Source organism: Rhodoferax sp. LS1P39 (assembly GCF_056521425.1).
This window is the reverse complement of the sequence record NZ_JBWMAV010000020.1, coordinates 13,609-35,392: the sequence shown is the minus strand read 5'-3', so window position 1 is coordinate 35,392 and position 21,784 is coordinate 13,609. Positions and strand designations below refer to the sequence as shown.

Annotated in this window: 21 protein-coding genes and 2 tRNA genes; 7 read left to right on the top strand and 16 right to left on the bottom strand. The window is 64.2% G+C overall.

Features of this window, described 5'->3' with window-relative positions:
• Nucleotides 1–81: 81 nt before the first annotated feature.
• From priA to apaG, 5 genes are all read right to left on the bottom strand, one after another.
• Entirely contained in the window at nt 82–2,181 is a 2,100-nt protein-coding gene (priA, locus tag AC097O_RS22715) for a replication restart helicase PriA (RefSeq protein WP_479595233.1), read from the bottom strand.
• A gap of 301 nt (nt 2,182–2,482) precedes the next feature.
• Complete coding sequence (gene hemE, locus AC097O_RS22710; RefSeq protein ID WP_479595232.1) at nt 2,483–3,571, bottom strand: uroporphyrinogen decarboxylase; 1,089 nt, start codon at nt 3,569–3,571, stop codon at nt 2,483–2,485.
• Nucleotides 3,572–3,619: 48 nt separating this feature from the next.
• The gene (locus AC097O_RS22705) at nt 3,620–4,042 is read right to left on the bottom strand and encodes a CoA-binding protein (protein ID WP_479595231.1); all 423 of its coding nucleotides are present in this window, start codon (nt 4,040–4,042) and stop codon (nt 3,620–3,622) included.
• Nucleotides 4,043–4,085: 43 nt separating this feature from the next.
• Entirely contained in the window at nt 4,086–5,069 is a 984-nt protein-coding gene (gene thiL, locus AC097O_RS22700; RefSeq protein WP_479595230.1) for a thiamine-phosphate kinase, read from the bottom strand.
• Between the two features lies 1 nt (nt 5,070).
• Nucleotides 5,071–5,469 carry a Co2+/Mg2+ efflux protein ApaG gene (gene apaG, locus AC097O_RS22695; RefSeq protein WP_479595229.1) on the bottom strand — a complete coding sequence of 133 codons (399 nt, stop codon included), beginning with the start codon at nt 5,467–5,469 and terminating at the stop codon, nt 5,071–5,073.
• 49 nt (nt 5,470–5,518) lie between these two features.
• Here apaG and rpe point away from each other — a divergent pair, with 49 nt between their 5' ends.
• Both rpe and AC097O_RS22685 read left to right on the top strand, forming a co-directional pair.
• Nucleotides 5,519–6,202 (top strand): ribulose-phosphate 3-epimerase, encoded by a 684-nt coding sequence (gene rpe, locus AC097O_RS22690; RefSeq protein WP_479595228.1) that lies wholly within the window; start codon nt 5,519–5,521, stop codon nt 6,200–6,202.
• Nucleotides 6,203–6,236: 34 nt separating this feature from the next.
• The gene (locus tag AC097O_RS22685) at nt 6,237–6,497 is read left to right on the top strand and encodes a YfhL family 4Fe-4S dicluster ferredoxin (protein WP_479595227.1); all 261 of its coding nucleotides are present in this window, start codon (nt 6,237–6,239) and stop codon (nt 6,495–6,497) included.
• Here AC097O_RS22685 and pth read toward each other — a convergent pair.
• From pth to AC097O_RS22650, 7 genes are all read right to left on the bottom strand, one after another.
• Nucleotides 6,494–7,105, bottom strand: coding sequence for an aminoacyl-tRNA hydrolase (gene pth / locus AC097O_RS22680; protein WP_479595226.1), 612 nt, complete (start codon nt 7,103–7,105; stop codon nt 6,494–6,496). The two genes, AC097O_RS22685 and pth, sit on opposite strands and share 4 nt — an antisense overlap.
• A gap of 73 nt (nt 7,106–7,178) precedes the next feature.
• A complete protein-coding gene (locus AC097O_RS22675; protein ID WP_479595225.1) occupies nt 7,179–7,832 on the bottom strand; it encodes a 50S ribosomal protein L25/general stress protein Ctc in 654 nt (217 codons plus the stop codon).
• A gap of 107 nt (nt 7,833–7,939) precedes the next feature.
• Complete coding sequence (locus AC097O_RS22670; RefSeq protein WP_315192249.1) at nt 7,940–8,914, bottom strand: ribose-phosphate diphosphokinase; 975 nt, start codon at nt 8,912–8,914, stop codon at nt 7,940–7,942.
• A 78-nt stretch (nt 8,915–8,992) separates the two neighbouring features.
• Nucleotides 8,993–9,069, bottom strand: a tRNA-Gln gene (locus AC097O_RS22665).
• Nucleotides 9,070–9,101: 32 nt separating this feature from the next.
• Nucleotides 9,102–9,956, bottom strand: a complete 855-nt coding sequence (gene ispE / locus AC097O_RS22660) for a 4-(cytidine 5'-diphospho)-2-C-methyl-D-erythritol kinase (protein WP_479595224.1) — start codon at nt 9,954–9,956, stop codon at nt 9,102–9,104.
• A 2-nt stretch (nt 9,957–9,958) separates the two neighbouring features.
• Complete coding sequence (locus tag AC097O_RS22655; RefSeq protein WP_479595223.1) at nt 9,959–10,450, bottom strand: lipoprotein insertase outer membrane protein LolB; 492 nt, start codon at nt 10,448–10,450, stop codon at nt 9,959–9,961.
• On the bottom strand, nt 10,447–12,207 hold the full coding sequence (locus AC097O_RS22650; RefSeq protein ID WP_479595222.1) for a tetratricopeptide repeat protein: 1,761 nt from the start codon (nt 12,205–12,207) through the stop codon (nt 10,447–10,449). Before AC097O_RS22650 ends, AC097O_RS22655 begins: the two co-directional genes overlap by 4 nt.
• 88 nt (nt 12,208–12,295) lie before the next feature.
• Here AC097O_RS22650 and mutM point away from each other — a divergent pair, with 88 nt between their 5' ends.
• From mutM to mutY, 3 genes are read left to right on the top strand one after another with little or no spacing between them, the layout of a single operon-like run.
• Complete coding sequence (gene mutM / locus AC097O_RS22645; RefSeq protein ID WP_479595221.1) at nt 12,296–13,111, top strand: bifunctional DNA-formamidopyrimidine glycosylase/DNA-(apurinic or apyrimidinic site) lyase; 816 nt, start codon at nt 12,296–12,298, stop codon at nt 13,109–13,111.
• 44 nt (nt 13,112–13,155) lie between these two features.
• Entirely contained in the window at nt 13,156–15,096 is a 1,941-nt protein-coding gene (locus tag AC097O_RS22640; RefSeq protein WP_479595220.1) for a dynamin family protein, read from the top strand.
• A 7-nt stretch (nt 15,097–15,103) separates the two neighbouring features.
• The gene (mutY, locus tag AC097O_RS22635) at nt 15,104–16,171 is read left to right on the top strand and encodes an A/G-specific adenine glycosylase (protein ID WP_479595219.1); all 1,068 of its coding nucleotides are present in this window, start codon (nt 15,104–15,106) and stop codon (nt 16,169–16,171) included.
• 48 nt (nt 16,172–16,219) lie between these two features.
• Here the strand turns inward: mutY and rapZ are convergent, their stop codons facing one another.
• The 3 genes from rapZ to AC097O_RS22620 are packed head-to-tail and all read right to left on the bottom strand — an operon-like array spanning nt 16,220 to nt 19,660.
• Nucleotides 16,220–17,122 (bottom strand): RNase adapter RapZ, encoded by a 903-nt coding sequence (gene rapZ, locus AC097O_RS22630; protein ID WP_479595218.1) that lies wholly within the window; start codon nt 17,120–17,122, stop codon nt 16,220–16,222.
• Nucleotides 17,119–18,762 (bottom strand): DNA repair protein RecN, encoded by a 1,644-nt coding sequence (recN, locus tag AC097O_RS22625; RefSeq protein WP_479595217.1) that lies wholly within the window; start codon nt 18,760–18,762, stop codon nt 17,119–17,121. Before recN ends, rapZ begins: the two co-directional genes overlap by 4 nt.
• A 4-nt stretch (nt 18,763–18,766) precedes the next feature.
• Nucleotides 18,767–19,660 carry an NAD kinase gene (locus tag AC097O_RS22620; protein ID WP_479595216.1) on the bottom strand — a complete coding sequence of 298 codons (894 nt, stop codon included), beginning with the start codon at nt 19,658–19,660 and terminating at the stop codon, nt 18,767–18,769.
• Between the two features lie 74 nt (nt 19,661–19,734).
• On the opposite strand from AC097O_RS22620, the gene hrcA reads away from it, so the two are divergent.
• Nucleotides 19,735–20,739, top strand: coding sequence for a heat-inducible transcriptional repressor HrcA (hrcA, locus tag AC097O_RS22615; protein WP_479595215.1), 1,005 nt, complete (start codon nt 19,735–19,737; stop codon nt 20,737–20,739).
• A 34-nt stretch (nt 20,740–20,773) separates the two neighbouring features.
• Nucleotides 20,774–20,850 (top strand) — tRNA-Ile (locus AC097O_RS22610).
• A gap of 130 nt (nt 20,851–20,980) precedes the next feature.
• Here AC097O_RS22610 and AC097O_RS22605 read toward each other — a convergent pair.
• Complete coding sequence (locus AC097O_RS22605) at nt 20,981–21,361, bottom strand: tyrosine-type recombinase/integrase (RefSeq protein ID WP_479595214.1); 381 nt, start codon at nt 21,359–21,361, stop codon at nt 20,981–20,983.
• Nucleotides 21,362–21,784 lie beyond the last annotated feature (423 nt).

Sequence of the window (21,784 nt, the reverse complement as noted above, 5' to 3'; positions counted from 1 at the left end):
GGCCCTGGCTTTGCCAGGCCACTGGTATCGCCCCCTGCAAGGGGGTTGGCGAAAAGCGCTTGCGCTGTAGCCTGGGGGTGTTCAGATACCCAGTGGATCCACGTCAATCGCCCAGCGGATCAGCCCTTTGGCTTCGGGCTGGCTGCGGGTGGCGCGCAGCACGGCTTGCCAGGCCAGCAGAAAGCGCTGCAGGGCCTGGCGGGACGGGCTTTCCACCAGCATTTGGGCGCGTTCGATGTTGGCCACGCGCTGCACGCCCATGGGCACGGCGGGGTAGAGGGTGACACGGTCTACGTCGGGCACGTCGCAGGCGGCGGCGCTGGCCAGCGTCAAAAAGGCCTGGGCGGCTTCCTGCGTACGGGCCTCGGCGCGCACCAGGGCTTGGAAGCTGAAGGGCGGCATGCCGGCGATGCGGCGCTCGTCGAGCTGGCTGGCGGCAAAGGCCGGGTAGTCATGCTGGCGCAGCGCGGTAAACAGCGGGTGCTGGGGGTGGTCGGTCTGCACCCACATCTCGCTGGCCGCGCTGTGGGCGGCATCGCGGCCTGCGCGGCCTCCGGCCTGCATCAGCAGGGCGAACAGGCGCTCGGGCGCGCGGAAGTCGCTGGAGAACAGCGCGCCGTCGGGCTGGATGGCGGCCACCAGGGTGATGCGGCGAAAGTCGTGGCCCTTGGCAATCATCTGCGTGCCCACCAGCACATCCACCGCGCCGGTATGCACCTCGGCCAGTTGGGCTTCGAGTGCGCCTTTGGCCTTGGTGCTGTCGGCATCGATGCGGGCCACCACCACCGGGCCGCCGTCGGGGCGGCGCACGGTGGCCAGCAGCTCGGCCAGGTGTTCTTCGAGTCGTTCGGTGCCGCGGCCCACGGGGGCGATATCGGGGTTGCCGCAGCTGGGGCAGGCGCGCGGCACGGGCTCGGCGTAGCCGCAGTGGTGGCAGCGCAGGCTGCGGTCGATCTTGTGGAATACGCGGTAGGCGCTGCAGTGCGGGCATTGGCTTTTCCATTCGCAGCTACCGCAGGCCAGCACCGGGGCGTAGCCGCGCCGGTTCAAAAACACCATGCTTTGCTCGCCGCGTGCAATGCGCTGCTGGATGGCGGCCAGCAGTTGGGGCGAGAACACGGTTTTCTTTTGCTGCAAGCCCATATCGACCAGCCGCACCTTGGGCAGCGCGCCCGCACCGATGCGGCTGGGCATGGCCAGGCGCACGTAGCGGCCGCCCTCGGCAGCGGGGCGGCTGTGGTGCCAGCTCTCCAGCGACGGCGTGGCGGAGCCCAGCAGCACGCGGCAGGGTTCGGCATCTGTGGATAACCGCGTTTCCAGCTGGCTGCGGTAAACGGCCAGGTCGCGGGCCGAGTAGCGCGCGCCTTCCTGCTGCTTGTAGCTGGGGTCGTGCTCTTCATCGACCACGATGAGCTTAAGCCGCGGCATGGACGCAAACACCGCCATACGCGTGCCCAGCACGATGCGCGCCGTGCCCCCGTGGGCGGCCAGCCAGCTTTTCAGGCGCTGTGGGGCGGTCATGCCGCTGTGCATGGCCACCACCGCCGCCGCGCCAAAACGGGGCTCGAAGCGTTCGCGGAAGCGGGCTTCGAGCTGCGGCGTGAGGTTGATCTCGGGCACCATCACCAGCGCCTGGGCGGTGGGGTCGCGGGCCAGCAGGCGCTGCACCAGTTGCAAGTACACCTCGGTCTTGCCGCTGCCGGTGGCACCGAACAACAGGAACGGGCCTGTGTGGGCATGAAATTCGGCGATCACGCTGGTCTGTTCAGCGCTGAGTGCTACGGAATTGGTAGTGTCTGCCGTATTCGCATCCACCGCCCCGCTGGGCCGCTTGAGCCGCCGGGTGAGCTGCGCCGCGCCCAGCTCGCGCAGCTGCGGGGGCAGGGCGGCCAGGGCCACCTCGCCCACCGCGCGCTGGTAGTACAGGGCGGCAAACTGCACCAGGCCGCGCCAGGCGGCGTTGAGCGGCGGCAGGCCGTCGAGCGCGGCGCTTAAGGGGCGGACCTCAAATGTGGATTCCTGCGGCTCTCCATCCCACACCACGCCCAGCGTCTCGCGCGTGCCCAGCGGCACCCGCACCAGGCTGCCGGGCGGCAGGGCGGCGCTGTGGCTGTAGGTGAGCGGCCCGGCGATGGCGCTGTGGGCGGGGGTCTGGACGGCGACGGAAAGCCGGTGCGGCATTTGTGTGTGTTATTTCACGTGAACTAGAGGGAAAGCGCCTAAGTGCTTGATTTGCAAATGATTTACAAGGTATCCCAAGAATCTGTGGATAACTTTGTTGATATCTCTGCGGGGCGGGCTGCAAAGCCCGGAAAATCAAGGCTTTCGACGGATTGCCTCAAAAAAAAGCATTTTCAGATGACTATATAAATCAAGCACTTACGGTCGCTATGGGTTTCATAGCGGGCGGTGCAGGGCATAGGGGGCTATGCCGCACTGCACCACAAATTTTGTGCATAAGTGGTGCATCGCAAAACTATTTTTAGCGCCGGATTTGGCGTGAAGCCCGGTGCACCGCCTCGACCAGCGCAGCCACGTGCTCGGGCGGCGTGTGCTGGTTGATGCCGTGGCCCAGGTTGAAGATGTGCGTGGGGCCGGTGCCCGCGCCCTGGTGCGGCACGCCAAAGCTGTTCACCACGCGCTCCACCTCGGCGGCAATCTGCGCGGGTGGGGCAAACAGCACATTGGGGTCGATATTGCCTTGCAGCGCCTTACTGTGGCCCACTAGGGCGCGGGCCTTGGCCAGGTTGACCGTCCAGTCCAGGCCCAGCACTTCGCAGTCCAGGCCAGCCATTTCGTCCAGCCACAGGCCGCCGCCCTTGGTGAACACCAGGCGCGGGATGCGTTGGCCGTTGTGTTCGGTCTTGAGCTTTGCCAGCACCTGCTGGGTGTAGGCCAGGCTGAACTGCTGGAACGCGCCGTCGGCCAGCACGCCGCCCCAGCTGTCAAAAATCATCACCGCCTGCGCACCGGCTTCGATTTGCGCGTTGAGGTAGGCGGCCACCGCATCGGCGTTGACCTGCAGCATGCGGTGCATCAGGTCGGGGCGGCTGTACAGCATGCTCTTGACCAGGCGGTAGTCGTCCGAGCCCTTGCCTTCCACCATGTAGCAGGCCAGCGTCCAGGGGCTGCCCGAAAAGCCGATCAACGGCACCCGGCCATTGAGCGCGCGGCGGATGGAGGTGACCGCATCCGTCACGTAGCGCAGCTTGTCCATGTCGGGCACTTCCAGCGCGGCCACGGCGGCCTCGTCGCGCACCGGGTGGGCAAAGCGCGGGCCCTCGCCCTGCGCAAAGCTCAGGCCCAGGCCCATGGCATCGGGCACGGTGAGGATGTCGCTGAACAAAATGGCCGCATCCAGCGGGAAGCGCTCCAGCGGCTGCAGAGTGACTTCGGTGGCGTAGTCGGTGTTGGTGGCCAGCCCCATGAAGCTGCCCGCCTTGGCCCGTGTGGCCAGGTATTCCGGCAGGTAGCGGCCCGCCTGGCGCATCAACCACACGGGGGTGTAGTCGGTGGACTGGCGCAGGCAGGCGCGCAGAAAGCTGTCGTTTTGGAGGGGGGCGAAGGACATGGCGGAGCGGAAGAGCAAACCGGGGAGCTTACCGCACCGCCCTGGCGGCTAAATGACTCCGCGTGCCGATAAAACTGCGTGCTCGGTCTTGATGCACTTGTTTTGCACTACCCGCAGCCCGGCCATCTTGGCCTTGTGGGCGGCTGCCGCGTGGGAAATGCCCAGCTGCATCCACACCGCCTTGGCGTGGATGGCCAGGGCTTCGTCGACGATGGACGGAATGTCTTTGCTGCGGCGAAAGCAGTTCACCACCTCGATCACCTGGTGCTGGGCCGCTTCGGTGAGGCTGGGGTAGGCTTTTTCGCCCAGGATTTCGCTGGCATTCGGGTTGATGGGGATGATGCGGTAGCCACGCACCTGCAGGCTGCGCGCCACCTGGTAGCTGGGTCGGCCAGGGTCAGGCGACAGGCCCACCACCGCGATGGTGCGGGCATGCGTCAGGATTTGGCGGATGGCATCGGCTTCGCTCATGGTGGCTTAGTTTACGCAAGCTTGGTGGCAAAACCTAGTGCGCTCAGGCAAAGTGGTCGAACCCGGCAAAGGCGTGCACCACAGGCGCTCCCTGGCCATCGACCAGGCGGATGGGCGCGTCGGCCTGGCGGACCTCGATCTGGCCGATGCGCGTGACGGGCGTGTCGGCCTGGACTGCGGCGGCGGCCACGGCCTGGCGGGCCGAGGGTGGGGCGGTGAACACCAGCTCGTAGTCGTCGCCACCAGACAAAACACAGGCCAAATACGGTTCTGTATGAAATAGGGCTCCCGTGCTTGTAGGATAAGCACGAGCAGCTATTAATTGAATAGCGATTGAGGTGTCTACCATCGCGCCCACCCCGGAGGCCCGCAGGATGTGCCCCAGGTCGCCCAGCAGGCCGTCGCTCACATCGGCCGCCGCCGTCGCCACGCCGCGCAGCGCCAGCCCCAGGGCCACACGGGGCGTAGGCCGCTCCAGCCGGGCGCGGGCCTGGGCAAAAACGGCTTCGGGCAGCGACAGCGTGCCGCGAAATGCCTCCAGCGCCAGCCGTGCATCGCCCAGCGTGCCGCTCACATACAGGTCGTCGCCCACCCGCGCACCGGATCTCAGCAGCGCCTGGCCGGGCGGCACCTCGCCGAACACGGTGATGCAGATGTTCAAGGGGCCCTGGGTGGTGTCGCCGCCCACCAGTTCGCAGCCGTGGGCATCGGCCAGCGCCAGCAGACCTTGCGAAAACGGCTCCAGCCAGGCGGCATCGGCACGTGGCAAGGCCAGCGCCAGGGTAAAGGCCAGCGGCTGCGCGCCACAGGCCGCCAGGTCGCTCAGGTTGACCGCCAGCGCCTTGTGGCCCAGCGCGGCAGGGGAGACGGTGCTGAGGAAGTGGCGGCCCTCGACCAGCATGTCGCTGGAGATGGCCAGTTGCATGCCGGGCCGGGGCTGCAGCAGGGCGCAGTCGTCACCTACGCCCAGCACGGCACGCGGCGTGGGGCGGGTGAAGTAGCGCCGGATCAGGTCGAATTCGCCCATCTCAGTGGAGCGTATGGCTAGCCGGGGGCAGGTGGTTGCCGGTGGCATCCAGCACAAAGGTGGGGATGGGGGCTTCAAAGCGTTCGCCGTCTTCGGCCACGCAGAAATAGCTGCCGCGCATCGCGCCGGTGCCGGTACGCAGGCGGCAGCCGCTGCTGTACTGGAACGAGTCGCCGGGCTTCAGCAAGGGCTGGTGGCCCACCACGCCCAGGCCTTTGACTTCTTCAATATGGCCATTGGCATCACTGATGGTCCAGTGGCGGGCAATCAGCTGGGCGGTGGTGTCGCCGGTGTTCTGGATGGTGACGGTGTAGGCAAAGCTGTACACGGCCTGGGTGGGGTCGGACTGCTCGGGCAGGTACTGCGGCAGGACTTCGACGGTGAACTGGTATTTGGGCATGGGCAGGATCGTACCGTGCCTGCATACAGCGTCTGCGAAAATACGGCCCATGAAAAATTACCGTATCGCCCCCTCGATTCTTGCTGCCGACTTCGCCCGCCTGGGCGATGAAGTGAAAAACGTCATTGCCGCCGGTGCCGACTGGATCCACTTTGATGTGATGGACAACCACTACGTGCCCAACCTGACCTTCGGCCCCATGGTCTGCAACGCCTTGAAGCCGTATGCCAAAAAGCCCGATGGCACGCCGGTGCCCATCGACGTGCACCTGATGGTACAGCCGGTAGACGCGCTGGCGGCCTCGTTTGCCGATGCAGGCGCGTCGTTGATCAGCTTCCACCCCGAAGGCACGGGCCATGTGCACCGCAGCGTGCAGGCCATCAAGGCCAAGGGCTGCCAGGCCGGACTGGTGTTCAACCCCGCCACGCCGCTGGACGTGCTGGACTGGGTGATTGACGACATCGACCTGATTTTGATCATGAGCGTCAACCCCGGTTTTGGTGGCCAGGGCTTCATCGACTCGGCCCTGCGCAAGGTGGAGCAGGCCCGCAAGCGCATCGAAGCTTCGGGCAAGGACATCCGCCTGGAAGTGGATGGCGGCATCAAGACCGACAACATCGCCCGCGTGGCATCGGCCGGGGCGGACACCTTTGTGGCGGGTAGCGCGATTTTTAGCAGCCCTGATTACAAGGCGGTGATCGACGGGATGCGCAGCGCCCTGGCCACGGTGTGACCTACTATTACGCCATGACTTTCCGGAGCGCGCCATGGCATTGATCATCACCGACGAGTGCATCAACTGCGATGTGTGCGAGCCCGAGTGCCCGAACGATGCGATCTACCTGGGCGTGCAGATCTACGAGATCGACCCGCACAAGTGCACCGAGTGCGTCGGCCACTTTGATGAGCCGCAGTGCGTGCAGGTCTGCCCAGTGTCGTGCATACCGGTGAACCCGGAGCATGTGGAAGACAAAGACAGCCTGTGGGCCAAGTACCGGCGGCTGCAAGCCGCGATCGTAAAACCCTAAACCGGCTCGGGTGGCCGTACCGGCTTGGGCCGTGGCGGTTTGGTGGTGTGGATGGCCATGGTGGCCTTGTCCATATCGCCAGCCATCAGCGCGGGCACGGCCAGAATCGCCCGGGTCATGCTGTCGTCGATAGCGGTGCGGTGGTCGGCAGACGGCTTTTTCAGCACCCAGTTCAACACTTCATCGCGCGCGCCCGGGTGGCCGATGCCGATGCGCAGCCGCCAGTAGTCGGGGCTGCCCAGCTGCGCATGGATGTCGCGCAGGCCGTTGTGCCCCGCGTGGCTGCCACCCAGCTTGAGCTTAGCCTGGCCGGGGATGATGTCCAGCTCGTCGTGCACCACCAGAATCTCGCCGGGCTGGATCTTGAAGAAGCGGGCCAGCGCACCCACCGATTTGCCCGACAGGTTCATGAAGGTCTGCGGTTTGAGCAGCCAGCGCGGCTCGCCGTCCACCACCACACGCGCCACCAGGCCGTAGTAGCTTTTGTCGGGTTGCAGGCTGGTTTTGAGCTCGCGCGCCAAGGCATCGATCCACCAGAAACCGGCGTTGTGGCGGGTGGCTTCGTACTCGGGGCCGGGGTTGCCCAGGCCAACAAACAGTTTGATCATGACGGGGATTATCCAAAAACAAAAAAGGCCCACCGAAGTGGGCCCTTTCAGGGCTGAACCATGCGTAAAAGAATTACTTCTTGGCAGCAGGCTTTGCAGCAGCAGGTGCCTTGGCACCGGCTTTGCCCTTGGCGGGTACAGCTGCGGCTGGATCGACAGCCACTTCTTCGGCCAGAGCAATCACGGACACCAGTGCGGGGTTTTCTTTGCCCTTGGTGACAACCGACACGCCCTTGGGCAAAACCAGGTCCTTGGCGTGCAAAGACGAGCCTTTGGTCAGGCCGCTCAGGTCCACCGCGATGAACTCGGGCAGGTCTGCAGGCAGGCAGGAAATTTGCAGTTCGGTCGCCACGGGGGTGACCATGCAGTTTTCCGTCTTGACGGCAGGTGACACGTCCTGGCCGCTGTAGTGCAGAGGCACCTTCATGGTCAGCTTGGTGTTGGTTTCCACGCGCTGGAAGTCAGCGTGCAAAATCAGTTGGCGGAAGGGGTGCATTTGCACATTGCGCAACAGCACTTTGCTTTCCTTGCCAGCCAGTTCCATGTCCAGAATGGTGGAGTGGAAGGTTTCTTTTTTCAGAGCGTGCCACAGAGCGTTGTGGTCAATTTCGATCTGGGTTGCGGGTGTTTCACCACCGTAAACGATGCCGGGGGTACGGCCAGTAATGCGGAGACGGCGGCTCGCACCCGTGCCCTGCTTTGCGCGCTCAAAAGCGACGAATTTCATAATCAACTCCTGTAAGAGTGCACCGCGACCAGTGTCACTCCGATTTAAAAAGGCCCGTGCGCAACATGTTTGTACATGCGCACGGGCCTGCTTTTTTGTTCTCTGGCCTAGAAAAGGTTTTCCTGGTCCGAGAACAAACTCATGACCGACTCACCGTTGGCAATCCGCTGTATCGTTTCTGCGATCAGCGGGGCCACGGTGAGTTGGCGAATCTTGGGGCATGCCAGCGCCGCAGCGCTGAGCGGAATGGTGTTGGTCACCACGACTTCGTCCAGGGCCGAACCGTTCGCAATGCGTTCGATGGCCGGGCCGGAGAAGATGGGGTGGGTGCAATACGCATAGACTTTTTTCGCGCCGCGCTCTTTCAAGACTTCGGCGGCTTTGACCAACGTGCCGGCGGTGTCGATCATGTCGTCCATGACCACGCAGTTGCGACCGTCGATTTCACCGATCACGTGCATGACTTCGCTGACATTGGCCTTGGGGCGGCGCTTGTCGATGATGGCCATGTCGCAACCCAGTTGCTTGGCCAGCGCACGGGCACGCACCACGCCGCCCACATCGGGCGACACCACGATCAGGTCTTCGTAGTTCTTTTGGCGCAGATCGCCCAGCAGCACGGGCGAGGCATAAATATTGTCCACCGGGATATCAAAGAAACCCTGGATCTGGTCGGCATGCAGGTCCATGGTCAACACGCGGTCTACACCCACGGCTTGCAGCATGTTGGCCACTACCTTGGCGGTGATGGGCACACGGGCCGAGCGGGGGCGGCGGTCTTGGCGGGCGTAGCCAAAGTAGGGAATGACGGCGCTGATGCGTTCGGCAGAGGCGCGCTTGAGCGCGTCCACCATGATCAGCAGTTCCATCAGATTTTCGTTGGTGGGCGCGCAGGTGCTTTGCACCACAAACACGTCGCGGGCACGCACGTTCTGGTTGATTTCGACGGTCACTTCGCCATCGGAAAAGCGGCCCACGCGGGCGGCACCCAGGGCAATGCCCAAGTGCTTGGCAATCTCGGCGGCCATGCCAGGATTGGCATTGCCCGTGAAAATCATGAAATCAGTGTGGTGGGGCTGCATGAGCATCTCGGCGATGTAGTAACTGGCGATGAAATAACTGTGTGTGAATATCCCGGATATCAGCGTATCCAGAATATTTGGCAGGGGAAGAAGGACTCGAACCTTCGCATGCTGGAATCAAAATCCAGTGCCTTAACCAACTTGGCGACTCCCCTACACGGGTCCACAGCATGAAGCTGCGAACCGATTAACCATCGCTGGAGGCCCAACCCTTGAGAGGGTGAACGTCCATATTGCTGCATTTGCGAACCTGCCATGCCCCATGTTGGCTGGGACCATCTGACAAATCTACATCGCTCAGCATTTGCGCAAACACCGCGCTACCTGAGCCAGTCATTCTAGCATTTAAACCTTTGCCTCCAAGCCACTCAAGGACTTGGTTTACAGCAGGGCAGAGGTTTTGCGCGACTGGCTGCAAGTCATTAGTACCGAAGTAATAAGGCTGTGCAGCAAAGCCTGCGAGTATAGCACTATCTGAATCACGTTTTAAATCCGGTGATGAAAAAATCAACTTGGTGTCCAGCCCCTCGGGCGGTTTCACCACCGCAAACCGGGCCGGTGGCAGCGCAATCGGCGTGATTTTTTCGCCAATGCCTTCCACCCAGGCGTTGCTGCCGCCCAGGAAAAACGGTACATCGGCTCCCAGTTGCAGGCCCATGATTTTAAGTTGCGCCAGCGGCAGGTTCAGTTTCCACAGGCGGTTCAGCGCCAGCAGGGTGGATGCGGCATCCGACGAGCCGCCGCCCATGCCCGCTTGCGCCGGAATATTTTTCAACACGCCAATGTGCGCGCCCAAGGTTGTGCCGGTGGCAGCTTGCAACGCGCGGGCGGCGCGCAGCACCAGGTCGTCGGGCGGCAGCGGTGTGCTGAGGTCTTCGCGGCTGAGCTGGCCGTCGGCGCGCAACTCAAAGTGCAGGGTGTCGCACCAGTCGATCAGCATGAAGACCGATTGCAGCAGGTGGTAGCCATCCGCGCGGCGGCCGGTGATGTGCAAGAAAAGATTCAGCTTGGCCGGGGCGGCCACGTCGTACAGGGCGTGCATGTTTACTTGTCAAGGACGAGGCGTAAGGTCGCGGTGGGTTCGGGCTGGCTGCGCACCGCTGTAATCCGGCCATCGTCGAGGCGGGCCAGGTCGGCTTGCCAGCCCGGCACCGGCGTATTGTTCCCGTGCAGCCAGTCGAACAGCGCCGCCAGCGGCAGCGGTGCACCCGTGGCCTGTGCCACCAGGGCTTCCAGCGAGTCAAAAGGGCGTACTTCGCCGTTGGCGTGCAGGGTGGCCGATCCGGGTTGCCACAGCATGCGAGCCAGGGTACCGCCCAGCGGATTAAAGAGAGTGAGCTCACCCGTTTCAGCCGAGCCTTTGAGCTCAAAGCTGGCCGAAAAAGACTGTGCTGCCGACCCATCGACCTGCAAGGCGATGCGACCGCTCCAGAAGGCCGATGGGTCGGCGTTTTGGCGGTCGCTGTTCAGGTGCGCGCACCCGGCCAGCAGCAACGCGCACACCATGAGTGCCCAGCGGCGGGCCAGGTTGGTCACAGCTTGACTTGCAGGCGCTTCAGGGTGGCCAGCAGGGTTTCGTTGTCGCCGTTGATCCGCAGGCCCTCTTTCCAGATGCTGGTGGCGCGTTCGCGTTGGCCCAGGGCCCACAGCACCTCGCCTAGGTGGGCGGCGATTTCGGCATCGGGCTTGGCTTTGAAGGCCCCGTCGAGCACGCGCAGGGCTTCGTCCTTGTTGCCCATGCGGAACTCGACCCAGCCCAGGCTGTCGGCGATGAACGGGTCGTTGGGTACAAATTCCAGTGCCTTGCGGATCAGCTCGCGGGCCTCGGGCAGGCGCAGATTGCGTTCGGCCAACGAGTAGCCAAGGGCGTTGTAGGCGTGGTGGTAGTCGGGTTTGCTGGCGATCAGCTTGCGCAGCAGGCGCTCCATCTCGACCATTTTGTCGAGCTTTTCGGCCAGCATGGCCTGGTCATAGAGCAGGTCGGGATCGTCGGGATGGTCGGCGACGGCTTTTGCCATCAGGTTGTAAGCGGTTTGGTACTGCTTGTTGTCGCGCAGCAGCTGCACTTCGGCAGACAGCTTCAGGCGCGCTTCTGCCGCGGTGCGCTCAGGCAGGGATTGCAGCAGGGCCCGGCCCTCGGCCAGTTTGCCTTGCCTGGCCAGCAGTGAGGCCCGGCGGCCCTGCACGGCCAGCAGCTCTTCGGCGTTGTCGATTTTTTGCAGCCAGGCGGAAGCGGCAGGGAAGTCCTTGCGGTTTTCCGCCACTTGCGACAGGGCCATATAGGCCGACGACAAGCCCCGGGTACGCCCTTCGCTGGCTGGCAAGGGCTCGGCCAGGGTGATGAAGCGCTGTAGCGAAGCCTCGGCGGCAGCGAGCTGGTTTTCCTGCAGCTGCAGGCTGCCCTGCACCAGCCAGGCATCGGCGAAATCAGGGTTCTGGCGGGTCAGCAGTGTGAGCTGCTGGGTAGCCTCGGCGGAGCGCTGGGCCTCCAGCAGCGCGCGCACATAGGCCATGCGCAACTCGGGCAGGGGCTGGCCGTCCAGGTAGTGCAGCACGATCGGTTCGGCCAGCGGGACCTTGGGGCCCATCATTTCCAGCGCCAGTTGCACCGGGCCAGGCGCGGTGGCGGACAGCGCCTGGGCGCTGCGGGCCGCCTCCAGTGCGCCCGAAGTGTCGCCCGCCGCCAGCCGCATGCGGCCCACGGTGGTCCAGGCTGTGGGGCCCACCGCCTCGTCCTTCAGGTAGCGGCCCAGCACCTGCTCGACCACCATGGCCGCCTGGTTCTTGTCGGAGATTTGCGCGTAGGTCGGCGGTATGGCCGTGATGGCGGCGGAGCGGTTGGCATCGGAGGCCATCGCTAGCTCGGTTTTGAGCGGCTCGGCGGTGTCGGCCACGCGGTTCAGCGCCAACAGGATTTGCAGCACGTAGCGGTTGGCATCGCGCGATGCGGGCTCGGCCTTGCTCCAGGCGCGGGCGGCTTGCAGCGCAGCATCGCCAGAGCGCGACTGCAGCGCAATCTCGACGGCGCGGCGGTACAGGATGGGGTCGGCGGCCTTGCGGGCACCTTCCAGGTACAGCTGGTAGGCCAGGCCGGGTTCGCCGCCGGCGGCGTTCAACTCGCCCAGCAGCACGATGTAGAACAACTCGCCATTCATGGCCGACTGCGCGGGCGAGGCCTCGGCGGTGCCAGAGGCGGCGGTTTCGAGTGCGGTCTGCGCAAATGCGTGCAGGCCGCCCATGGCCAAAGCCAAAGTTGCCAATCCGTGGGTAGCCAGTCTGATATATCGCTTCATCGGCTCATAATAATCCAAGCCCATTAACGTACGCGACGCAAGGGGCGAAGCCCTCGGCAACGCCATTTCCCTTTATTTCAAGCCCACCATGCCCGAGCTCCCCGAGGTAGAAGTCACCCGCCTGAGTTTTGCCGACCGCATCCAGGGCGCGCGCATCCACAGCGTGCGCATGGGCAAGCCGCTGCGCTGGCCGCTGGGCTATGACCCGGCGCTGTTGGCGGGCCGTACCGTGCTGCAGGTGCGCCGCCGGGGCAAATATTTGCTGCTGGACCTGGATGCAGGCCTGTTGCTGCTGCACCTGGGCATGTCGGGCAGCCTGCATTTTGCGCCCCAGCAGCCCGAGCCGGGCGCACACGACCACTGCGATGTGGTCACCCACCTGGGCATCTTGCGCCTGCACGACCCGCGCCGGTTTGGTGCGGTGGTGTATGCCGACAGCCAGGACGCACCCGAGGCCGCCAAGCTGCTGGGCCATCTGGGCATGGAGCCGCTGGACGATGGGTTTTCTTTACCGGCTTTTTACGCAGGGCTACAGGCGCGCAAAACCGCCATCAAGCAGGTGCTGCTGGCAGGCGAGGTGGTGGTGGGCGTGGGCAATATCTATGCGTCCGAGGCGCTGTTCATCGCCGGTATCCGTCCCACGGTGCGGGCCCACAGCATCAGCAAGCCGCGCGCCGCCAAACTGCATGCCGCCGTGCGCAGCGTGCTGGCCCGGGCGGTGTTGAAGGGCGGCAGCACCTTGCGGGACTTTTCCAACGCCCATGGCGAGAGCGGCTACTTCCAGCTCGAAGCCATGGTCTACGATCGCCAGGGCCTGGCGTGCCGGGTGTGCGGCACGCCCATTCAGCAAATCCGCCAGGGCCAGAGGTCAACCTACTTCTGCCCGGTGTGCCAAAAGCGCTAGTGCTATATTGATTTTTTGTACTTTTATTACCGGCCTATCCCTCTGTGGCGACCTCCTTCAATGAACAACTAGGCCAGCACGGCGCGTGGCGGCGTGAACTGGCACTGCGCTTGAAGCTGCTGTCTGCGTGGATGAAGGAGCACGCCCTGATGGATGCAGGGGTCGAGGCGCGGCTGCGGCGGCTGGAAGACCAGATGCGCAGCGACAAGGTGATGGTCGCCTTCGTGGCCGAGTTCTCGCGCGGCAAGTCGGAGATGATCAACGCGGTGTTCTTTGCTGGGTATGGCCGCCGCATCATGCCCGCCAGCGCGGGCCGCACCACCATGTGCCCCACCGAGCTGGGCTATGACGCGGACGTGCCGCCCAGCCTGCGGCTGCTACCCATCGAGTCGCGCATGCACCCCCAGTCGCTGGCCGAATGGCGGCAGGCCCCGGAGCAGTGGACGCATATCGACCTGGATGTGAACGACGCGGCCCAACTGGCCCAGACCATGGAGAAGGTCACCGAGGTGCGCCGCGTGAGCCAGGAAGAAGCCCGTGCCCTGGGCTTCTGGCACGACCAGGAGCCCGACGACAACCCGCCGCTGGACATGGAGGGCCGGGTCGAGGTGCCCCGCTGGCGGCATGCGCTGGTCAATATGGCGCACCCGCTGCTGCTGCAGGGCCTGGTGATTCTGGACACGCCGGGGCTGAACGCCATTGGTGCGGAGCCTGAGCTCACCGTCAACCTGATTCCCCAGGCGCACGCCGTGGTCTTCATTTTGGGGGCCGACACCGGGGTCACCAAGTCCGACCTGTCCGTCTGGCGCGACCACCTGCGCCCCACGGCCGATGCCATGGAGACCCGGGTGGTGGTTTTAAACAAGGTCGATACCCTGTGGGATGCGCTGAGCACGCCCGAGCAGGTGCAGGTGCAGGTAGACCGCCAACGGGCCGACTCCGCCGCGCTGCTAGGCGTGCCTGCGCAGCGGGTGCTGGCGGTATCGGCGCAAAAGGGGCTGGTGGCCAAGATCACCGGCGATGCGCCCCTGCTGCAAGCCAGTGGCCTGCCGGACCTGGAAGTGGCGCTGGGCCAGGGCATTCTGGGCCAGCGGCAAGAGATTCTGCGCTCTGCCGTGGCCCGTGGCATCACTGACCTGCGCGCCGAGACCAGCCGCCTGCTGCACGTGCGCCGCCGCGACCTGGCCGAGCAAAAAATGGAGCTGCAAGGCCTGGGCGGCAAAAATTTGACCGTAGTGAAGAACATGCGCCAGCGCATCGAGCAGGAAAAGCACGAGTTCGACATGGGCAACGCCAAGATCCACGCGGTGCGCGCCATCCAGCTCAAGCTGCTGGGCGAGGTCTATGTGCTGATGGGCAGCCGCACCCTGAAGGCCGAAATGGCCGTGTTGGCCGAGGCGCTGCAAAAGCCCGGCTGGAAGCGCGGCGTAAAAGGCGTGTACGCCGCCACCTTTGCCCGGCTGCGCGACAACCTGGCCAAGTCCTATGCCGTGGGGGCTGAAATCCACAGCATGCTGGCCGCCACCTTTGCCCAGCTCAACACCGAGTTCGGCTTCTCGCTGCTGCTGGCTGACACACCGGATGTGCAGCGCTTCCAGGCCGAGCTGTCCGAGATTGAAGCCAGCCATGTGCAGTATCTGAGCCTGCGCAACGCCCTCAAATTGGCCCAGCCCGAATTTGCCGAACGCCTGGTGCGGGCGCTGCGCTCGCGGCTGCGCGGGGTCAACCAGTCGGCCTTTGACGAGATGGAGCTGTGGAGCAAATCGGCAGCCGCCCAGCTGGAAGACCAGCTCAAGGAGCGCCGCAAAAGCTTTACCCGCCGCCTCGAAGGCATAGACCGCATGCAGACCGCCGCCGGAGGCCTGGACGCGCAGGTGGCCGAGATCGAAGGCCAGGAGGCCGTGCTGGGCCAATTCGAATCCCGTTTGCAGCTGTTGACCTCGTATTTTTTGACCACCGCCGCACCCCGGCCCCCTTTGGAATGAACTTGGCATGACGGCAGTTTTAGAGGCGGCGTATGCGGCCCCCCAGGCGGTGGCCACCGCCTTCGCCTCCCAGGTGATTGCCTGGCAAAAGACCCATGGCCGCAACAGCCTGCCGTGGCAAAACACCCAGGACCCGTACCGCGTGTGGCTGTCCGAAATCATGCTGCAGCAGACCCAGGTGAGCTCGGTGCTGGAGTACTTTCCGCGCTTTCTGGCCCGCTTTCCCGATGTCAAAAGCCTGGCCGCAGCCAGCCTGGACGACGTGCTGGGCCTGTGGAGCGGCCTGGGCTACTACAGCCGGGCCCGTAACCTGTACCGTTGCGCCCAGCAGGTGGTGGAGGTGCATGGCGGGCGCTTTCCGCCCACCGCCGAGCTGCTGCAAACCCTGCCGGGCATTGGCCGCTCCACCGCCGCGGCCATTGCCTCGTTTTGCTATGGCGAGCGGGCCGCCATTCTGGATGCCAACGTCAAGCGGGTGCTGACCCGGGTGCTGGGCTTTGGGGCCGACCTGGCCGTGGCCGCCAACGAGCGGGCCCTGTGGGACCAGGCCACCGCCTTGCTGCCCGCACAGGCCGGGCTGGACACCATGCCGCGCTACACCCAGGGCCTGATGGACCTGGGGGCTACCGTGTGCGCGCCGCGCCAGCCCACCTGCCTGCTGTGCCCGGTGCAGCCGGTGTGCAAGGCCCAGCGCGAGGGTGCGCCCGAGAAATACCCGGTTAAAACCCGCAAGCTCAAGCGCAGCACCGAGTCCTGGTGGCTGCTGTGGGCGCAAGATGCCGCCGGGCGTGTGTGGCTGCAGCGGCGGCCCGATGCGGGCGTGTGGGCGGGGTTGTACTGCCTGCCGGTGTTCGACAGCCGCGAGGCCCTGGCCGCATCGGTGGGGGCGGCTGTGCTGGACGATCTGCCGGTGTTTTTGCATGTGCTGACGCACAAGGACTTGTACCTGCACCCGGTGCAAACCCAGTGGCCGCAAGACGCGCGCCCCGGCCCGCATGGCGACTGGGTCGAGGCCCCGCGCTGGGTGGAGATGGGCCTGCCCGCACCCATTCGCAAGCTGCTGTCTGCTATTTAATTGGTAGCTTGTCGTGCTTATGGAATAAGCGCTAGAGGCCTAAAAGGCTTAAAAAATGGTGGCGCCACCCGAAATGGGCGGCAGGTCGCCGCGCGCGTCCAGTTCGCGGTGCCGCTTCAGCGTGACCCAGCGCTTGGCGAAGGCGGCTGCCAGTTGCTCCACCAGGTAGACCGAGCGGTGCTGCCCGCCGGTGCAGCCTATGCCGACGGTCACGTAGCTGCGGTGGTCGCGGGCCAGGGGCTCCAGCCAGTGGGTCAGAAACTTCTCGATGTCGTTGAACATCTGCGCCACGTCGGGGCTTTGGCGTAAAAACGCCGCCACCGGGTCGTCGCGCCCGGTCAGGGGGCGCAGATCGGCCTCGTAGTGCGGGTTGGGCAGCATGCGCACGTCGAAAACAAAGTCGGCATCCACCGGAATGCCGCGCTTGAAGGCAAAGGACTCGAACACCAGCGTCAGTTGCGCTTCGGGGGCGGCGATCAGCGACTTGATGTAGCCCTGCAACTGCGAGGCGCGGATAAAGCTGGTGTCCATCACATGGGCTTTTTCGCGCAGGTCGGCCAGCAGCTCGCGCTCCAGTTCGATGGCTTCGACCAGGGCGTGCTGCTGGTCGGTGCGCTCGGAGCGCGACAGCGGGTGCTTGCGCCGCGTCTCGGAGTAGCGCCGCACCAGGGTGTCGGTGGCCGAGTCGAGAAACAGCGACTTGATGTGCACCCCCTGCTTGCGCAGCGTCTCCAGGTGCTGCGGCACCAGGGGCAGGGCGGTGGCGCTGCGCACGTCCATGGCAATGGCCACCTTGTGCGCGCCCTGGGTCTGCTCCAGCTTCACAAAGTTCAGCAGCAGCTCGGGCGGCAGGTTGTCCACGCAGTAGTAGCCCGCGTCTTCCAGTGCGTGCAGCGCGACAGATTTGCCGGAGCCGGACATGCCGGTGATCAAAACGATTTCAAGTTTCATAGTTCGCCTAGCATTTCTTTGGCATGGGCCAGCGTGGTGCCAGATAGTTTTTCGCCCCCAAGCATGCGCGCAACCTCGGCCACGCGTTGTTCACCCAGCACCAAGGCCACGCTGCTGACCGTGCTTTTGCCGTCGCGCTGCTTGGCCACCACCAGGTGGTGGTCTGCGCAGGCTGCCACCTGCGGCAGGTGGGTGACGGCCAGCACCTGGCGGTCGCGGCCCAGCTGCTTCATCAGGCGGCCCACGGTTTCGGCCACGGCACCGCCCACGCCGGAATCCACCTCGTCAAAGATCAGGGTTTGCGCCGTGCCCAGCTCGCTGGTGGTCACCGCAATGGCCAGCGCGATGCGCGACAGCTCGCCACCAGAGGCCACCTTGCCCACCGGGCGCGGCGTGCTGCCTGCGTGGCCGGCCACCAGAAACTGCACTTCTTCCAGCCCGCTGGCGCTGGGCTCGATTTTTTGCAGCGCCACCTGGAACTGGCCGCCCTGCATCCCCAGTCCCTGCATCGCCAGGGTGATGGCCTTGGCCAGCTTGGGTGCGGCCAGCGCGCGGGCTTTGCCCAGCAGGCTGGCCTCGGCGCGGTAGGCGGCCTGGGCCTTGCGCTCGGCGGCTTCCAGGGCCTGCGCGTCGGCAGCGGCATCCAGCCGGGCCAGCTCGGCCTTCCACGTAGCCAGCAGCGCGGGCAGCTCGGCGGGCGTGCGTTTGTAGCGCCGGGCCAGGGACACCCATTGCGACAGGCGGTCGTCCAGCGCGTCCAGGCGTTGCGGGTCCAGCTCGGTCTTGCGCAGGGTGGAGTGCAGCGAATGGGCGGCATCCTCGGCCTGCGCCAAACTGGATGCCAAAACCTCGGCCAGCGCTGCATACTCGGGCGCTATGTGCTCTTGATTGTGTAGCGCGGTGTGGGCGCGGGACAGACCGCTGAGCGCGCCGGAGTCTTCACCCTCCAGCGCGTCAATGGCGGTTTGCACTGCGTCCAGCAGGGCCTGGGTGTGGGAGAGGCGGGTGTGCTCGGCGTTCAGCTCGGCCCATTCGTCGGCACCGGGGTTGAGCTTGCCCACCTCGCCAATCTGCCAGGCCAGGCGCTCCTGCTCTTGCTGCAGCGAGTCGCGTGCGGCCTGGGCATCTGCCAGGGCTTTCTGGGCGCTGCGCCACTGGGTCCACAGGGCCTCCAGTGGTTTGGTGCCGGTGCCCGCGTAGGCATCGAGCAGGCGGCGCACCGTGTCGGGGCGGGTCAGGCTTTGCCAGGCGTGCTGGCCGTGGATGTCGAGCAGCTGGTCGCCAATCTCGCGCAGCTGGGTGGCGGTGGCCGGGCTGCCGTTGATCCACGAGCGGCTTTTGCCCTGCGCATCCACCGTGCGGCGCAGCAGCAGGCTGTCGGCCTGGTCAAACCCGGCCTGGTCCAGCCAGGTGCTGACGGCGGGCGGGCTGTCGAATTCGGCGCTGATGTCGGCCCGCGCCGCGCCTTCGCGCACCGTGCCCGCATCGGCGCGGCTGCCCAGGGCCAGTTGCAGCGCGTCGATCAGGATGGACTTGCCCGCGCCGGTTTCGCCGGTGAGCACGCCAAAACCGCCTTGCAGGTCCAGTTCCAGCTCCCGCACGATCACAAAGTCGCGCAGGGTAATACGTTTCAAGGCCATAGCTTTAGGTGCCTTCGTTCCAATGGAGTTTGCGCCGCAGGGTGTCGAAGTAGCTCCAGCCCTGGGGGTGCAGAAAACGCGCCCGGTGCTCGGAGCGGCGCACGATGATGCGGTCGCCGTGCTGCAGCGAGGCCAGCGACTGCATATCAAAATTCGCACTGGCATCCCGGCCTGCTATGAGTTCTATAGCTACCTCCGCCGCATCGGCAAGCACAATCGGCCTATTTGTCAATGTATGCGGGGCAATCGGCACCATCACCCAGCCGGGGATGGACGGGTGCATCAGCGGCCCCCCGGCCGACAGCGAATAAGCCGTGGAGCCGGTGGGCGTGGCGATGATCAGACCGTCGGCCCGCTGGTTGGCCACCAGGTGGCCATCCACCTCCACGCGCAGCTCCAGCATGCCCGAGGTGGCACCGCGGTTCACCACCACGTCGTTCAGCGCCAGCGCATCAAACACGCACACACCGGCGCGCATCACACGGGCATGCATCAGGCTGCGGTGGTCTTCTTCAAAAGTGCCTTGCAGCATCGGCAACAAGGTGGTGGCGTAGGACTCGATCGGAATGTCGGTAATAAACCCCAGCCGCCCCTGGTTGATGCCCATCAGCGCCACCCCATAGCGGGCCAGTTGGCGGCCAATCCCGAGCATGGTGCCGTCGCCTCCCACCACCAGCCCCAGGTCGCAGCGCTGGCCAATGGTGGCAATATCCAGCGCGGGGTAGCCGGTCAGACCGGTGTTGGCCACGGTTTCTGCATCCACCACCACCTCGCAGCCCTGGTGGGTCAAAAACTGCGCAATCTCTTCCAGCACCTGGCGCGACGAGGCGTTGGCTGCGTAGGTGCCCGGTGCGGCGTATTTGCCGAACAGCGCTACGTGGCGGAATTGTGATTTCATTCACAAATTACAACACGACTTGTGCTGCGTTCAGAGGATGCGGCCAGGAGTATCAATGCCCCTAAAATGGGCCCATGCTCGATGACCGCGCCAAGTTGTTAATGAAAGCGCTGGTCGAGCGCTATATCGCCGATGGCCAGCCCATAGGCTCGCGCACGCTCTCCAAGGCCTCGGGCCTGGACCTGTCGCCTGCCACCATCCGCAACGTGATGTCCGACCTGGAAGAGCTGGGCCTGATCGTCAGCCCGCACACCTCTGCCGGGCGTATTCCCACGGCGCGCGGTTACCGCTTGTTTGTAGACACCATGCTCACCGCCCAGCCCGGCCCGCTGGTGCCGCCCAAGCTGGTCGCCGAGCAGCCGCAAAAGGTCATCGTCAACGCCGCCAACCTGCTGTCCAGCCTGTCGCAGTTTGTGGGCGTGGTGATGGCACCCCGGCGCACCTCGGTGTTTCGCCACATTGAATTTTTGCGCCTGTCGGACAAGCGCTTTCTGGTCATCATCGTCTCGCCCGAGGGCGACGTGCAAAACCGCGTCATCTTTACCGAGGTGGACTACACCTCCTCGCAATTGGTGGAGGCCGCCAACTACCTCAACGGCCACTACGCCGGCCTGTCCATCGAGCAGGTGCGCGAACGCCTCAAGAACGAGGTCGAAACCCTGCGCGGCGAGATCGCCAGCCTGATGCAGGCTGCGGTCAATGCCAGCTCCGACGCACTCACCCGCGAGCAGGACGAGGTGGTGATCTCCGGCGAGCGCAACCTGCTGGCCGTAAGCGACTTCTCCAGCGACATGGGCCACCTGCGCCGTGCGTTCGACTTGTTCGAGCAAAAAACCCAGATCATGCGGCTGCTGGACATCTCCAGCCAGGCCGAAGGCGTGCGCATCTACATCGGCGGCGAAAGCCAGGTCGTGCCGTTCGAAGAACTCTCCATCGTCAGCGCCCCCTACGAGGTAGACGGCCAGATCGTCGGCACCCTGGGCGTGATCGGCCCCACCCGCATGGCCTACGACCGCATGATCCAGATCGTGGACATCACTTCCAAGCTGGTCAGCAACGCGCTGAGCCACCAGAAGTAGCACGATTCAGGCACAGTAGAATGCTGGGTTGTGTGGGACGTTAGCTCAGTTGGTTAGAGCAGAGGACTCATAATCCTTTGGTCGAGTGTTCAAGTCACTCACGTCCTACCATTATTCATGCGCCTTAGCGCCCGTTTGGGGTGCTGGGGCCACTCTACAATTACGGGTGTTTCTCTACAATTCTGCGCGGACAGTAGAAAAACACACCCCGAAAAATGGCCCGTATCGCCCAGCAGGGCGGTTATCTGAGCGGCTTCACCCGTTCGCCCATCCGGGCCTTGACATAGTGCTCGGTCATCCCCCGGTTCTTGTGCGCCAGCAGCTTTTGCGAGTGCGCCAGGTCGCCCGTATCGGTCGCCGCTTTGGCCCGGATATCCCGAAACTGAAAAGTCACCCCGGCCAGCGTACGGGCCTTGTCGAAGCGTGAACGCAACGCGTCCTTGGTGAGCGGCTGGCCGTTTGCGTTCTGGATCAGGTAGGCGCTGGTGGCCTCGTAGGGCCGGGCGTTGATCCTGGCGATGGTGGCCGCCAGCTCCCCGGTTATCTCGATGCCCAGGCGGGCGCTGGTCTTGTTCTGTACGATCCACAGCGTCCACAGCAATGGCCGAACGATCAAGGTCAACCATCTGCTCATGACGGTAGTACAGATTGCAGGGTTTGTCGCACTTGGTTGACGCCTGCCTGAAGAGAGTTTGACTCGCAAATTCAGCTTCGTTCAGAGCGGCCACCTTTAGACGCTAGCACTGTAAATACTGGTGTATACGAATATATAAAGTTCTTTTTATTGTACTCAGGTTCTTGTTGGTCTTCAATTTAGCCGGGAAATTTGCAATAACTTGCATCAAAAACCTCTATGAAATTCTCGGAGATGAACCTTTAGGTCTTTTTCTCATTCTGCCCACAATTCCGGTTTTTCTACTTTCACTGCGGATTGATGCCCAAGCAAGTTGATGCCGGCCTAAATTAGGCCAATGTTAACTAACGACATAAACATTCTTGAAGTCAAAAGCTTAGTTCTAAGAATGCTCCGAGACAGTTTTTCGTG

Bases quoted from the DNA above. Each gene is read 5' to 3' on its own strand.
- AC097O_RS22705 (WP_479595231.1), bottom strand. From the start codon at position 4,042: ATGAGCGAAGCCGATGCCATCCGCCAAATCCTGACGCATGCCCGCACC.
- AC097O_RS22685 (WP_479595227.1), top strand. From the start codon at position 6,237: ATGGCATTGATCATCACCGACGAGTGCATCAACTGCGATGTGTGCGAG.
- AC097O_RS22675 (WP_479595225.1), bottom strand. From the start codon at position 7,832: ATGAAATTCGTCGCTTTTGAGCGCGCAAAGCAGGGCACGGGTGCGAGC.
- rpe (WP_479595228.1), top strand. From the start codon at position 5,519: ATGAAAAATTACCGTATCGCCCCCTCGATTCTTGCTGCCGACTTCGCC.
- priA (WP_479595233.1), bottom strand. From the start codon at position 2,181: ATGCCGCACCGGCTTTCCGTCGCCGTCCAGACCCCCGCCCACAGCGCC.
- hrcA (WP_479595215.1), top strand. From the start codon at position 19,735: ATGCTCGATGACCGCGCCAAGTTGTTAATGAAAGCGCTGGTCGAGCGC.
- recN (WP_479595217.1), bottom strand. From the start codon at position 18,762: ATGGCCTTGAAACGTATTACCCTGCGCGACTTTGTGATCGTGCGGGAG.
- ispE (WP_479595224.1), bottom strand. From the start codon at position 9,956: ATGCACGCCCTGTACGACGTGGCCGCCCCGGCCAAGCTGAATCTTTTC.
- pth (WP_479595226.1), bottom strand. From the start codon at position 7,105: ATGATCAAACTGTTTGTTGGCCTGGGCAACCCCGGCCCCGAGTACGAA.
- thiL (WP_479595230.1), bottom strand. From the start codon at position 5,069: ATGGGCGAATTCGACCTGATCCGGCGCTACTTCACCCGCCCCACGCCG.
- AC097O_RS22650 (WP_479595222.1), bottom strand. From the start codon at position 12,207: ATGAAGCGATATATCAGACTGGCTACCCACGGATTGGCAACTTTGGCT.
- AC097O_RS22620 (WP_479595216.1), bottom strand. From the start codon at position 19,660: ATGAAATCACAATTCCGCCACGTAGCGCTGTTCGGCAAATACGCCGCA.
- AC097O_RS22670 (WP_315192249.1), bottom strand. From the start codon at position 8,914: ATGCAGCCCCACCACACTGATTTCATGATTTTCACGGGCAATGCCAAT.
- mutY (WP_479595219.1), top strand. From the start codon at position 15,104: ATGACGGCAGTTTTAGAGGCGGCGTATGCGGCCCCCCAGGCGGTGGCC.
- hemE (WP_479595232.1), bottom strand. From the start codon at position 3,571: ATGTCCTTCGCCCCCCTCCAAAACGACAGCTTTCTGCGCGCCTGCCTG.
- rapZ (WP_479595218.1), bottom strand. From the start codon at position 17,122: ATGAAACTTGAAATCGTTTTGATCACCGGCATGTCCGGCTCCGGCAAA.
- apaG (WP_479595229.1), bottom strand. From the start codon at position 5,469: ATGCCCAAATACCAGTTCACCGTCGAAGTCCTGCCGCAGTACCTGCCC.
- mutM (WP_479595221.1), top strand. From the start codon at position 12,296: ATGCCCGAGCTCCCCGAGGTAGAAGTCACCCGCCTGAGTTTTGCCGAC.